Origin of the sequence: Blastomonas sp. UPD001 (assembly GCF_003426715.1) — a bacterium.
GTDB lineage: Bacteria > Pseudomonadota > Alphaproteobacteria > Sphingomonadales > Sphingomonadaceae > Blastomonas.
In genome coordinates this window covers 790,218-804,262 of sequence record NZ_QKVT01000001.1, presented here as the reverse complement: position 1 = coordinate 804,262, position 14,045 = coordinate 790,218, and the positions used below count along the sequence as shown (strand labels likewise).

Below are 14,045 nucleotides of genomic sequence, written 5' to 3'. Positions count from 1 at the left end.
CGCATGAGTGATTATGATTACGACCTGTTCGTCATCGGGGCAGGTTCGGGCGGGGTGCGCGCCTCGCGCATCGCCTCGTCCTATGGCGCCAAGGTCGCGGTCGCCGAGGAATATCGTGTCGGCGGCACCTGCGTCATCCGCGGCTGCGTGCCCAAGAAGCTGCTCGTGTTCGGATCGCATTTTGCGGAGGACCTCGAAGACGCGCAGAATTACGGCTGGGAGATCGAGGGGACGAAGTTCAGCTGGCAGGTGCTGCGCGACCGCGTTCTCGGCGATGTCGACCGGCTGAACGCGGCGTACAAGTCGACGCTCAACAACCATAATGTCACGATCATCGAGGAACGCGCGACGATCATCGCGCCGCACCGGGTGAAGCTGGCGAGCGGGCAGGAAATCAGCGCGAAATACATCCTGATCGCGGTCGGCGCGCGCCCCTATGTGCCCGAATTCCCCGGTTCCGAACATTGCCTGACCTCGAACGAGATGTTTCATCTCGAGGAACTGCCGCGCCGTGCGGCGATCGCGGGCGGTGGCTATATCGCCAACGAATTTGCCGGCATCCTCAATGGGCTGGGCACGCGCGTGACGGTGGTCAACCGTGGCGATACGATCCTGCGCGGCTATGATGAATCGCTGCGCGACCGGCTGCTGCAGATCTCGATGACCAAGGGTATCGAGTTCAAGTTCAAGGCCCCGTTCGAGAAGATCGAGAAGCGCGAGGACGGCACGCTCGACGTGTTCCTCAAGGGGCATGATCCGATCAACACCGATATCGTGATGATGGCGACGGGCCGTGTCCCCAATGTCGAGGGTCTGGGGCTCGAGCATGTCGGCATCACCACCGACGATCAGGGCGCGATCCCGGTCGACGAATACAGCAAGACCGCGTGCGACAGCATCTATGCGGTGGGCGACGTCACCAACCGGGTGCAACTCACCCCGGTGGCGATCCGCGAGGGCCAGGCGTTCGCCGACACCGTGTTCGGTGGCACGCCGAAGACCGTGGATTACAATTGCATCCCCACCGCCGTCTTCTCGCAGCCGCCGATCGCCTCGGTCGGCCTGACCGAGGGGGAGGCGCGCAACCGCTATGGCAATATCCGCGTCTATTCGGCCGATTTCCGCCCGATGCGCAACGTCTTCGCGCACCGGGCCGAGCGTGGCCTGTACAAGATGATCACCGAGGAACCGTCGGGCAAGATCCTGGGGCTGCACATGATCGGCCCGGACTCGCCTGAGATCCTTCAGGCTGCTGCCATCGCGGTCAAGGCGGGGCTGACCAAGCAGGCGTTCGACGATACCGTCGCGCTGCATCCGAGCATGGCCGAAGAGCTGGTGCTGATGAAGTAAGCGCGCCCGCGCTGATCGTTACCCGATCCGGTACGGCACCATGCCGCGCCGGTCGGGATCGATCACCAGCGGACGATCGGTCGGCGGAAAGGCGCGCTGGTCGCAATTGTCGCGCGGGCAGGTGCGGCAGCTGATGCCGATCGGAGTCACGGCTCCGGCGGCCGCGGTATCGAGCCCGTCGGCATAGATGAAATGCCGCGCATGCTCGACTTCGCAGCCCAGTGCCACGGCATAGCGACGCGGCTTGCGGCCATAGCTGCCCGACGGCTTGACCAGCCCCTTGGCCATCGAGACATAGCGCAGGCCATCGGGCGTCTCGGCCATCTGCACCAGGATGCGGTCGGGGATCGCCGCAGCTTCATGCACCACCCACAAGGGGCATGCGCCGCCGAAGCGTGCGAACTGCAACCGCGTCGCGCTGTGCCGCTTGGTGATGTTGCCCGCCATGTCGACCCGGCAGAAGAAGACCGGAAGCCCGCGCGCGCCGGGCCGCTGCAGCGTCGAGAGACGGTGGCAGGCCTGTTCGAAGCTCACCCCGAAACGATGGGTCAGCTGGTCGATATCGTGACGGCACGCCATCGCCGCCTCGCGAAAGCGCGCATAGGGCATGACGAGCGCGCCGGCGGCATAATTGGCGAGCCCCACCGAGACCAGCTTCTGCGCCTGTTCGCTCCTCAGCTTCGCATTGGCGGCGAGGATCGCGATGGCAAAGCGCATCTCGTGCGCCATCAGCCGGTGTGCGAGCATGAAATAGCGCGATTCCGGCGCGATCCCCTCGGCCAGATAGAGCGTCCGGCTTATCGCATCATATTGGCTGAGCGGGGCATTGGGATCGGCGGCGCGCAGCGGCTTGACCGTGATGCCATGGTCGCGCTGCAGCCGTGCGATCAGGCCGTCGGGGGTGAGGTCCTCACCCAGTTCTCCGGCAATCTGCTCGGCATTGCGGTCGAGCTGGTCGATATAGTTGCCCGCCTCGTGAAACCAGTCGCGCACCTCTTCCCAGGGCAGGCGCGCATTGTGCTGCCCCGTCGCCGCCAGGCTGTCGTCGAGCATCGCCGATCGCTCCTGCGCCTGGCGATAGCCCTGGTACAGGTTGGTGATGATGTGCGCGATTTCCGGATGGCTGTCGCGCAGGCGGGCGAAGCGCACCGGATCGACATCGACCCCGGCCAGCACCGGATCGTCGAGCAGGCTCTGCCAGTTGAGCGAGGGCGCGCCTTCGGGCGCGTCCTCGATCTCGAAAGCGAAATGCCGCGACAGCTGGGTCAGCACCTGCGGCGTGATCGGTCGCTCGTCATTCTCGATCTGGCTCAAATAGCTGGTCGAAATGCCCAGCGCCTCGGCCATCGCGGCCTGGTTGAGACCCGAATGGCGGCGGACGGCGCGGACGCGCTGGCCCGCATAAAGGCGTTTGCGGCGTGACATGGCCCTTGCGGACTAGTTTGCAAAGTCGGGCTTTGCAAGTTCGCTATTTAACATTTGCTTGTGGGGGCAAAGGCTGGAAAAGAAGCCTCCCGATTTCAGCACAAGAGGATGCGATGCAGGCCATATTGGAAGAACTGGCAGCCCGGCGCGAGAAGGCGCATTTGGGCGGCGGCACCAAGCGGATCGAGGCCCAGCACGCCAAGGGCAAGCTGACCGCGCGCGAGCGCATCGACGTGCTGCTCGATCCGGGCAGCTTCGAAGAATATGACATGTATGTCGAACATAACTGCGTCGATTTCGGCATGCAGGACACCGTCATCCCCGGCGACGGCGTCGTCACCGGATCGGGCACGGTCAACGGTCGCCTTGTCTTCGTGTTCAGCCAGGATTTCACCGTGTTCGGTGGCTCATTGTCCGAGCGGCACGCGCAGAAGATCTGCAAGATCATGGACATGGCGATGAAGGTCGGAGCGCCGGTGATCGGCCTCAACGATTCTGGCGGCGCGCGCATCCAGGAGGGCGTGGCCTCCCTGGGCGGCTATGCCGAGGTGTTCCAGCGCAACGTGCTGGCATCGGGCGTGGTGCCGCAGCTTTCCGTCATCATGGGGCCGTGCGCGGGCGGAGCGGTCTACAGCCCTGCGATGACCGACTTCATCTTCATGGTGAAGGATTCGAGCTACATGTTCGTCACCGGCCCCGATGTGGTCAAAACGGTGACCAACGAGGTGGTGACCCAGGAAGAGCTGGGCGGTGCGGTGACGCACACCGCCAAGTCGGGCGTGGCCGATGTCGCGTTCGACAACGACATCGAGGCCTTGCTGGCCGCGCGCGACCTGATCGATTACCTGCCGCTGTCGAACCGCGAGGCCTTGCCCGAACGGCCGACCGCCGACCCCTGGGACCGGATCGAGAACAGCCTCGACACGCTGATCCCCGCCAACCCGAACATGCCCTATGACATGCACGAGCTGATCCGCAAGACGCTCGACGAGGGCGAGTTCTTCGAGATCCAGCCGACCCATGCGGGCAATATCATCACCGGCTTCGGCCGTATCGAGGGCCGCACCGTGGGCGTGGTCGCCAACCAGCCGATGGTGCTGGCGGGGTGCCTCGACATCAACTCGTCCAAGAAAGCCGCGCGCTTCGTGCGCTTCTGCGACTGCTTCGACATTCCGATCATCACCTTTGTCGACGTGCCCGGCTTCCTGCCTGGCGTGGCGCAGGAACACAGCGGCATCATCAAGCACGGCGCGAAGCTGCTCTTCGCCTATGCCGAGGCGACCGTGCCCAAGATCACCGTCATCACCCGCAAGGCCTATGGCGGCGCCTATGACGTGATGGCATCCAAGCATCTGCGCGGCGATCTCAACTACGCCTGGCCCACCGCCGAAATCGCGGTGATGGGTGCAAAAGGCGCAGTCGAGATCATCTTCCGGGGCAAGACGCCCGAGGAAATCGCCGAGCGCACCAAGGAATATGAAGCGCGCTTCGCCAATCCGTTCGTGGCAGCCAGCAAGGGCTTTATCGACGAGGTCATCATGCCGCATTCGACGCGGCGGAGGATCGCGCTGGGGCTGCGCAAGCTGCGCAACAAGGCGCTGGAGAACCCGTGGAAGAAGCATGACAATATTCCGCTGTGATAGCGGTCGACTTGGGTTTTCGACGTCACCCTGAACTTGTTTCAGGGTCCATTGCGCCGGATCAAGCTGGGCACGAGACGAGAAATGGATGCTGAAACACGTTCAGCATGACGGAATTGGAGCGAAGCAATGAAACTAGGCCGTCTCAACCATATCGGCGTCGCGACGCCCTCGATCGCGGATGCCATCGTGTTCTACCGCGATGTCATGGGCGCGACCAAGATCCACGAACCCTTCGACCTGCCCGAACAGGGGGTGAAGGTGTGCTTTGTCGATACGCCGGGCGCGGATGGCGCGATGAACGGCACGCAGATCGAACTGATCGAGCCGCTGCCGGGCAATGCCTCGATCGCCTCGTTTCTCGAGAAGAACCCGAGCGGCGGACAGCATCATGTCTGCTATGAGGTGCCCGATATCCACGTGGCCAAGGCGGAGTTCGAAGACCTGGGCAAGCGCGTGCTGGGCGAGCCGCGGATCGGCGCGCATGGGACGCTGATCTTCTTCGTGCACCCCAGGGACATGGGCGGGGTGCTGACCGAGATCATGGAGACGCCGAAGCACTAGACCTTCTCCCTTGATGGGAGAAGGATACGGAGCCTTGCCAGCTTGCTGGCTAGGCGCAGTTGGATGAGGGTGAGGCAGAGCAGGCCTTGCGCATTTTCACCCTCACCCAGCTTCGACTAGGCGCTTTCAGCGCCAAGTCTTCGCAGCCCTCTCCCATCAAGGGAGAGGGGTAACGAGAAGGGAGAGTTCAGGATGACCTACGAAACCATAAAGCTCGATATTGCCGACCAGATTGCCACGATCACGCTCAACGTGCCCGAGCGGCTCAATGCCTGCTCGCTGAATATGGCGGACGAGATTAACGATGCGCTCGACCGGCTGGGCGATGCGCGCGCGCTGGTGATTACCGGCGAGGGCAAGGGTTTCTGTTCAGGCGCGGATCTTTCCGGCGGGCGTGACAGCTCGATCTCGGGCGGGCAGGGCAGCTACAAGGCGCTGACCCAGCATTACAACCCGATGCTGCTCAAGCTGCACCGGCTGCACATCCCGACGATCAGCGCGGTCAACGGACCCGCCGCGGGCGTCGGCTGCTCGATCGGCCTGGCGCCCGATTTCGTTGTCGCGAGCGAAAAGGCCTATTTCCTCCAGGCGTTCGTCAATATCGGCCTGGTGCCCGATGGCGGCGCGAGCTGGATGCTCACCCGGCTGATCGGCAAGGCGCGCGCGACCGAGATGATGATGCTCGGCGAGAAGATCCCCGCCGCCAAGGCGCATGACTGGGGCATGGTCTACAAGGTGGTCGAGCATGACAGCCTGATGGACGAGGCGATGGCGCTGGCGAAGCGGCTCGCCGCGATGCCGACGGTCGCCTTGGGCATCATGCGCAAGAACCTGGTCGAGGCGCTCGAATGCGATTTCCACACCGCGCTCGCACGCGAGGCCGAAGGTCAGCGGCTGGCGGGCGATACTAACGATGCACGCGAAGGCGCCATCGCCTTCCTGCAGAAGCGCAAGCCGAACTTTACCGGCAGCTGATCCAACACACGGGAAGCAAGAGAATGACCGATACACCCGCATACGCAGACTGGCAGGCGCTGGCCGACAAGGAGGTCAAGGGCAAGGACCTGACCTGGCACACGCCCGAGGGCATCGCCGTCAAGCCGCTCTATACGGCGGACGATGTATCGGTCGATCCCGGCCTGCCGGGCTTTGCGCCGTTCACGCGCGGGGTGCGCGCCAGCATGTATGCGGGCCGGCCCTGGACGATCCGGCAATATGCGGGTTTCTCGACCGCCGAGGAATCGAACGCCTTCTATCGCCGCAACCTCGCCGCCGGGCAGAAGGGGCTTTCGGTCGCGTTCGACCTCGCCACGCATCGCGGCTATGACAGCGACCATCCGCGCGTCACCGGCGATGTCGGCAAGGCGGGCGTGGCGATCGACACCGTCGAGGACATGAAGATTCTGTTCGACGGCATTCCGCTCGATCAGATGTCGGTCAGCATGACCATGAACGGCGCGGTGATCCCGATCCTCGCCTTCTTCATCGTCGCGGGCGAAGAGCAAGGCGTGGAGCGCAGGTTGCTCGACGGGACCATCCAGAACGACATTCTCAAGGAGTTCATGGTCCGCAACACCTATATCTACCCGCCCGAACCCTCGATGCGGATCATCTCGGACATTTTCGGCTATACCAGCCGCGAGATGCCCAAGTTCAACAGCATCTCGATCTCCGGCTATCACATGCAGGAGGCCGGTGCGACGCAGGTGCAGGAGCTCGCCTTCACCATCGCCGACGGCATGGAATATGTGAAATACGGCGTCGCCTCGGGGCTGGACATCGACAAGTTCGCCGGGCGGCTGTCGTTCTTCTTCGCCATTGGCATGAACTTCTTCATGGAGATCGCCAAGCTGCGCGCCGCGCGCGTGCTGTGGCACCGGGTGATGACGAAGCTCGGCGCGAAGGACGAACGTTCCAAGATGCTGCGCACCCACTGCCAGACCAGCGGCGTCTCGCTTACTGAGCAGGACCCGTATAACAACGTCATCCGCACCACGATCGAGGCAATGGCCGCGATGCTGGGCGGCACGCAATCGCTGCACACCAATGCGCTCGACGAGGCGATCGCATTGCCCACCGATTTCTCGGCGCGCATCGCCCGCAACACGCAGATCGTCATCCAGGAAGAGACCGGGATGACCAAGGTCGTCGATCCGCTGGGCGGCAGCTATTATGTCGAGAGCCTGACCCAGGAGCTGGTCGACAAGGCGTGGGAGATCATCGAGCGCGTCGAGAGCGAAGGCGGCATGGCCAAGGCGGTCGCGGCGGGCTGGCCCAAGGCGATGATCGAGGAAGCCGCCGCCGGTCGCCAGGCGCGGGTCGATCGCGGTGATGACGTGATCGTCGGCGTGAACAAATATCGCCTCGCCAATGAAGACCTGCTCGAAACGCTCGAGGTCGACAATGCGAGGGTGCGCGAAGGCCAGATCGCGCGGATCAACGCGGTCAAGGCCGCGCGCGACGAGGCGGCGTGCCAGTCCGCGCTCGATGCGCTGCGCGAAGGCGCGAAAGGCAAGGGCAATCTGCTCGAACTCGCGGTCGAGGCCGCCCGCGCGCGCGCTACGCTGGGCGAGATCAGCCAGGCGATGGAGGATGTGTTCGGCCGCTATGCGACGCGCCCGACGCCGGTCAAGGGCGTCTACGCTGCGCCGTACGAGAATGATAGCCGCTGGGCGCAGGTGGTCGATGGCGTCAAGGCGGTCGAGCGCCGTCTGGGGCGCAAACCCAAGCTGCTCGTCGCCAAGATGGGCCAGGACGGGCATGATCGCGGCGCGAACGTGATCGCCTCGGCGTTCGGGGACATGGGCTTCGATGTCGTCTCCGGCCCGCTGTTCCAGACGCCGGAGGAAACCGTGGTGCTGGCGCTCGAGACCGGCGTCGATGTCGTCGGTGCCTCCTCGCTCGCCGCCGGGCACAAGACGCTGATCCCCGAACTCATTCGTGGCCTCAAGGAAGCCGGGCGCAACGATATCAAGGTCATCGCGGGCGGGGTGATTCCGCCGCAGGATTACGACTATCTGCGCGATGCCGGGGTGCAGGGCATCTATGGCCCCGGATCGAATGTCGTCGAATGTGCCGCCGATGTGTTGCGGCTGCTCGGCCATAACATGCCACCTCTTCAGGAAGCTGCCGAATGAATGATTTCCAAACCCGGTCCCCTGCGCAGGCAGGGGCCCATCATCTGATCTCTCCCGCCAATGCTGCGTTCGTGGCGCGCTCTGGAGATGGGCCCCTGCCTGCGCAGGGGCGCATCGGGCAGGCCCGATGCGACTGGACCCGCGAGGAAATCACCGCGCTGTTCGATCTGCCGTTCAACGACCTCATGTTCGAGGCGCAGAGCGTGCATCGCGCGAATTTCCCGCGCAACGAGGTGCAGCTTTCCACCCTCTTGTCGATCAAGACCGGCGGCTGCCCCGAGGATTGCGGATATTGCAGCCAGTCCAAGGATGCCGAGAGCGGCGTCAAGGCGACCAAGCTGATGGACGTGCAGGCGGTGCTTCAGGCAGCCGCGCAGGCCAAGGACCATGGATCGGGCCGCTTCTGCATGGGCGCGGCATGGCGCAACCCCAAGGACAAGGACATCCCCAAGCTCGCCGCGATGATCAAGGGCGTGCGCGAAATGGGCATGGAAACCTGCATGACGCTGGGCATGCTGACCCCGTCGCAGGCGCGCGCGCTCGCCGATGCAGGCCTCGATTATTACAACCACAATATCGACACCGCGCCCGAGAACTACGCCAATGTCATCACCACCCGGACCTTCGAGGACCGGATGGAAACGCTGCAGAATGTCCGTTCGGCCGGCATCAACGTGTGCTGCGGCGGCATTGTCGGGATGGGCGAGACCCGCGCCGACCGCATCGGCTTCATCCACGCGCTCGCCACCATGCCGCATCCGGAAAGCGTGCCGATCAATGCGCTGGTCCCGGTCAAGGGCACGGTGCTGGGCGACATGCTCGCCGATACGCCGCTGGCCAAGATCGACGAAATCGAGTTCGTCCGCACGGTGGCCGTCGCGCGCATCACCATGCCGCAATCGATGGTGCGCCTGAGCGCGGGCCGCGAGAGCATGTCCGAAAGCTGCCAGGCCTTGTGCTTCATGGCGGGCGCGAACAGCATCTTCACCGGCGACAAGCTGCTCACCGCGCCCAATGCCGGCGACGACAAGGATTCGGCGCTGCTCTCCAAGCTGGGAATGAAGGCGATGGCCGCCCAACCGCACGGGCACCTGGAGGCGGCGGAGTGAGCTTTGCCGTTCCTATGCGTCACCCTGAACTTGTTTCAGGGTCCATTTCTCCCCACGTGGCTTCGGCTTTTGGGGCGCGATGGATGCTGAAACAAGTTCAGCATGACGTGATTGCGATCGGATCGCCGACTGCATGATCCGCCCGCTCGCCACCCTGATCGGTATCGTTTTGGCCTGCGCTGCGCCCGTCGCTGCGCAGCCGGTGCCGATCAGCATTGGCGAGACGCACGTTCTGGCGTCCAAGCCGCTGGCGCAGGATCGGGTGGTGAATGTCTATCTGCCTGCGGATTACGCGACATCGGGCAAGAGCTATCCGGTGCTGTACCTGATAGATGGCGGGCTGGATCAGGATTTCCTCCACGTTGTCGGCACCACCGCACTCGGGGCGCTCTGGGCGCGGTCGCAGCCGGTGATCGTGGTCGGCATCGCGACGCAGGACCGTCGGCGCGAACTGACCGGGCCGACCAGGGATGCCGAACTGCTCAAGCGCTATCCCACGGCAGGCCATTCCGCCGAATTTCGCAGTTTCATCCGCGATGAGCTGATGCCGATGGTGGCATCGCGCTATCGCACCAGTAGCGAGAGCGGCGTGATGGGGGAATCGCTTGCCGGGCTGTTCATCGTCGAGACCTTCCTGACCGAGCCCGATCTGTTCGATCATTATGCCGCGATCAGCCCCAGCCTGTGGTGGGACAAGGCGAGGCTCGCGCAGGGCGCGGCGGGGTTGCTCAAGACACCGATGCTCAAGCCGCATCGCCTTTATCTCACCATCGCCGACGAGGGCGGCGAGATGCAGGCTGCGACCGACCAACTGGTCAGTTCGCTTGCCGCCAATCCGCGCGAAGGCCGCGCCTGGTGCTATGCGCCGCATCAGCAGCTGACCCATGCCACCATCTATCACAGCGTCTCGCCCGAGGCGCTGCAGTATCTTTTCCCAACTCCGGTCGAGCAAGACCCGCAAAGTGGATTTGACATAGCATGCCAATCACCAAGATCCTGATCGCCAACCGGGGCGAGATCGCCTGCCGCGTTATCCGCACCGCCCGCAAGATGGGCATCAAGACGGTCGCTGTCTATTCGGATGCCGATGCCCGCTCGCCCCATGTCGAGATGGCCGACGAGGCGGTGCATATCGGCCCGTCGCCCGCCGCGCAGTCCTATCTGCTGGCGGACAAGATCATCGAGGCATGCAAGGCCACCGGCGCGGATGCGGTGCACCCGGGCTATGGCTTCCTGTCCGAACGCACCAGCTTTGCCGAGGCGCTGAAGGCCGCCGGCATCACCTTCATTGGCCCGCCCCCCAATGCCATCGCCGCGATGGGCGACAAGATCGAATCGAAGAAGCTCGCCAAGCAGGCGGGCGTCAATGTCGTCCCCGGCTATGTCGGCGAGATCGAGGATACCGAGCACGCGGTGCGCATCGCCAGCGAGATCGGCTATCCGGTGATGATGAAGGCCTCGGCCGGCGGCGGCGGCAAGGGCATGCGCCTGGCCTATAGCGAGCAGGACGTGCGCGAAGGCTTCGAGGCGACCAAGCGCGAGGGCCTGAACAGCTTCGGCGACGACCGCGTCTTCATCGAGAAATTCATCGAGCAGCCGCGCCATATCGAGATCCAGGTGCTGGGCGACCAGCACGGCAATATCGTCTATCTCGGCGAGCGCGAATGCTCGATCCAGCGCCGCCACCAGAAGGTCGTGGAGGAAGCACCGTCGCCGTTCGTCAGCCCCGAGATGCGCAAGAAGATGGGCGAGCAGGCGGTCGCGCTCGCGCGCGCGGTGGGCTATTACAGCGCGGGCACGGTCGAGCTGATCGTGTCGGGCGCGGACACCACCGGCGACAGCTTCTACTTTCTTGAGATGAACACCCGGCTTCAGGTCGAGCATCCCGTCACCGAACTCGTCACCGGGCTCGATCTGGTCGAGCAGATGATCCGCGTCGCGCAGGGCGAGCCGCTCGCGTTCACGCAGGACGACATCAAGCTCACCGGCTGGGCGGTCGAAAACCGCGTCTATGCCGAAGATCCCTATCGCGGCTTTCTGCCGTCGATCGGTCGTCTGGTCCGCTACAACCCGCCCAAGCAGAAGAAGGGCGTGCGCGTCGATGATGGCGTCGAAGAGGGCGGCGAGGTCTCGATCCATTACGACCCGATGATCGCCAAGCTGATCACCTATGGCGAAACCCGGCTCGATGCGATCGACCGGCAGATTACCGCGATCGACCGGTTCGAGATCGAGGGGCCGGGGCACAATCTCGATTTCGTCTCGGCGCTGATGCAGCACGAGCGCTTCCGTTCGGGCAACATCACCACCGGCTTCATCGCCGAGGAATATCCCGACGGCTTCCATGGCGCGCCGGCTTCGCCCGAACTGCTGCGGCGTCTGGCCGCGATGGCGGCGTTTATCGCGACCGCAGAGGCGGATCGCGCGCTGCGCGTCTCGGACCAGCTCGGCAACCGCCTGACCCCGCCATCCGAATGGCGCGTGCGCAAGGGCGATATCGCGATGGAGGTCTCGGTCAGCGAGGACGCCATCGTGGTCGACGGCGACGTGGTCGATCTGTCGATGGGCTATACCCCCGGCGACCGGCTCGCGGTGGCCGATTTCGGCGACGAGGAGGAGAGCGACGAACTGGCGGTCAAGGTGCAGCGCACGCGAACCGGCTTCGCGCTGACCGCGCGCGGCGCGACGCACAGCTTCGAGGTGCTGCCTGCGCATGTCGCGGAGCACGCCCGGCACATGATCGAGAAGGTGCCGCCCGACCTGTCGCGCTTCCTGCTCTGCCCGATGCCGGGCCTGCTGGTGAAGCTGCACGTGGCCGAAGGCGACAAGGTGCAGCCCGGCCAGCCGCTCGCGATCGTCGAGGCGATGAAGATGGAGAACATCCTGCGTGCCGAAAAGGCCGCGACGGTCAAGACGATCAGCGCCGCCGAGGGCGACAGCCTGGCGGTCGACGCGGTCATCCTCGAGCTGGAATAATCCATCTACCGGATATGTGATCGCTGTCCGGTCCGCGTGCGGGCTGGACAGTTGATTGCGCCGCAATTCCTCTCCATAGACTGTCGCCTTGGGGACTGGATGGGGAGAGCGCTGGATGGCCGCAACGGCTGCAGCAGATGGGCAGGATTTCGACGCTAGCCGCGATCGGCTGGTGATTGTCGCATCCTCGCTCGGCACGGTATTCGAATGGTATGATTTCTTCGTCTACGGGATTCTGGCGACGCTGATCGGCCAGCTCTTCTTCCCGTCGGACAATCCCACTGCGGCGACGCTCGCCTCGTTGGCGATCTTCGGCGCGGGCTTTGGCGTGCGGCCGCTCGGCGCGGTGCTGTTCGGCTATCTCGGCGACAAGGTGGGGCGCAAGTACACCTTCCTCGTCACCATCTCGCTGATGGGCGGGGCGACCGCCTCGATCGGCCTGCTGCCGACCTTTGCCACCGCCGGCGTCTGGGCCGCAGCGCTGCTGCTGGTGCTGCGCTGCCTGCAGGGGCTGGCGCTGGGCGGCGAATATGGCGGCGCGGCGATCTATGTCGCGGAGCACGCCCCGCCGGGCAAGCGCGGCCAGTATACCAGCTGGATCCAGGCCTCGGTCGCGGGCGGCTTCCTGCTCGCGGTGATCTGCGTGCTGGCGACGCGCAAGCTGATGACCCCTGAGGATTTCAACGCCTGGGGCTGGCGCGTGCCGTTCCTGATCTCGATCCTGCTGCTCGCGATCTCGCTCTATATCCGCATGAAGCTGTCCGAAAGCCCGGTGTTCCAGGCGATGAAGGCCGCCGGATCGACCTCGAAGAACCCGTTCATGGATAGCCTGCGCTATCCCGGCAACATCAAGCGGGTGATGGTGGCGCTGTTCGGCGTCGCCGCGGGCCTGACGGTGATCTATTACACCTCGCAGTTCGGCACGCTCTATTTCCTGACCGGCACCGCACGCGTGGCCGAGGAAGATGCGCTGCTGTACATGGCCGCCGGCGCCACGCTCGCCGCGCCGCTCTATGTGTTCTTCGGCTGGCTGTCCGACCGGGTGGGGCGCAAGCGCCTGCTGCTGATTGGTTATGGCTTGACCGTGGTGCTGCTGTTCCCGCTGTTTCACCTGATGGCGCAGGCGGCCAATCCGGCGCTCGAGCAGGCGACCAAGACCTCGCCCGTGACGCTCGCCATGCCCGAATGCGCGTTCAACGCGCTTCAGCGCACGCAGACCACCGAATGCGCCAAGGCGCTCAATTTCCTCAGCAAGCGCGGCATCAGCTATACCAAGGTGGAAGGCGAGGCCGTGGCGCTCAGCGTCGGCGGGACGGTCGTGCGCGGCTATGACGAAAAGGCCTATGTCGCGGCGCTGGAAAAGGCGGGCTATCCTGACAAGTCCGATCCGGCCTCCCGCCAGCCCTGGCTGATCATCCTCTCGGTCGCGCTGATGGTGGCGCTGTCGGCGATGACCTATGGCCAGGTCGCCGCGATCATGGTCGAGTTGTTCCCGGCCAAGATCCGCTATACCTCGATGTCGATCCCCTATCATATCGGCACAGGCTATTTCGGCGGCTTCCTCCCCTATATCTCGCAATATATCGTGGCGCGAACGGGCGATGCCTATTCCGGCCTGTGGTACACGATCGCGGTCGTTGTGATGGCGTTCACGGTGTCGCTGATCTGGCTGCCGGAAACCTCGGGGCAGGACGATATTGGTTGAGGCCGTTTCAGCGCAGGCGAACATGCGGCTGGTGCTCGATGGCGGGGCGCTGGTTTCCAATTGGCGTGCGCTCGATCGGCTGAGCGGCGACGCGAGCGCGGGCGCGGCGGTCAAGGCCGATGGCTATGGCCTGGGCGCT

At 64.4% G+C, this 14,045-nt stretch carries 10 protein-coding genes and 1 pseudogene; 10 read left to right on the top strand and 1 reads right to left on the bottom strand.

The window, feature by feature from the left end:
• The first annotated feature begins 3 nt into the window (after nt 1-3).
• On the top strand, nt 4-1,350 hold the full coding sequence (gor, locus tag DM995_RS03900) for a glutathione-disulfide reductase (RefSeq protein WP_116968560.1): 1,347 nt from the start codon (nt 4-6) through the stop codon (nt 1,348-1,350).
• A gap of 18 nt (nt 1,351-1,368) precedes the next feature.
• On the opposite strand, the gene DM995_RS03895 is transcribed toward gor, so the two are convergent.
• Nucleotides 1,369-2,775, bottom strand: coding sequence for a helix-turn-helix domain-containing protein (locus DM995_RS03895; RefSeq protein ID WP_116968559.1), 1,407 nt, complete (start codon nt 2,773-2,775; stop codon nt 1,369-1,371).
• Nucleotides 2,776-2,888: 113 nt separating this feature from the next.
• On the opposite strand from DM995_RS03895, the gene DM995_RS03890 reads away from it, so the two are divergent.
• From DM995_RS03890 to DM995_RS03850, 9 genes and pseudogenes are all read left to right on the top strand, one after another.
• Nucleotides 2,889-4,415 (top strand): acyl-CoA carboxylase subunit beta, encoded by a 1,527-nt coding sequence (locus tag DM995_RS03890; protein ID WP_116968558.1) that lies wholly within the window; start codon nt 2,889-2,891, stop codon nt 4,413-4,415.
• Between the two features lie 129 nt (nt 4,416-4,544).
• The gene (gene mce, locus DM995_RS03885) at nt 4,545-4,979 is read left to right on the top strand and encodes a methylmalonyl-CoA epimerase (RefSeq protein WP_116968557.1); all 435 of its coding nucleotides are present in this window, start codon (nt 4,545-4,547) and stop codon (nt 4,977-4,979) included.
• 192 nt (nt 4,980-5,171) lie between these two features.
• Entirely contained in the window at nt 5,172-5,954 is a 783-nt protein-coding gene (locus DM995_RS03880) for an enoyl-CoA hydratase-related protein (protein ID WP_023838987.1), read from the top strand.
• Between the two features lie 23 nt (nt 5,955-5,977).
• Nucleotides 5,978-8,116 carry a methylmalonyl-CoA mutase gene (scpA, locus tag DM995_RS03875; RefSeq protein WP_116968556.1) on the top strand — a complete coding sequence of 713 codons (2,139 nt, stop codon included), beginning with the start codon at nt 5,978-5,980 and terminating at the stop codon, nt 8,114-8,116.
• The gene (bioB, locus tag DM995_RS03870; protein ID WP_232824026.1) at nt 8,113-9,225 is read left to right on the top strand and encodes a biotin synthase BioB; all 1,113 of its coding nucleotides are present in this window, start codon (nt 8,113-8,115) and stop codon (nt 9,223-9,225) included. The genes scpA and bioB overlap by 4 nt, the downstream gene beginning before the upstream one ends.
• A 133-nt stretch (nt 9,226-9,358) precedes the next feature.
• Nucleotides 9,359-10,225, top strand: a complete 867-nt coding sequence (locus DM995_RS03865; RefSeq protein ID WP_116968555.1) for an alpha/beta hydrolase — start codon at nt 9,359-9,361, stop codon at nt 10,223-10,225.
• Nucleotides 10,204-12,201, top strand: coding sequence for an acetyl-CoA carboxylase biotin carboxylase subunit (locus tag DM995_RS03860; RefSeq protein WP_116968554.1), 1,998 nt, complete (start codon nt 10,204-10,206; stop codon nt 12,199-12,201). The genes DM995_RS03865 and DM995_RS03860 overlap by 22 nt, the downstream gene beginning before the upstream one ends.
• 115 nt (nt 12,202-12,316) lie before the next feature.
• A complete protein-coding gene (locus tag DM995_RS03855; RefSeq protein ID WP_116968553.1) occupies nt 12,317-13,906 on the top strand; it encodes an MFS transporter in 1,590 nt (529 codons plus the stop codon).
• Between the two features lie 22 nt (nt 13,907-13,928).
• A pseudogene (locus DM995_RS03850) lies at nt 13,929-14,045 on the top strand (alanine racemase); the annotation flags it as partial.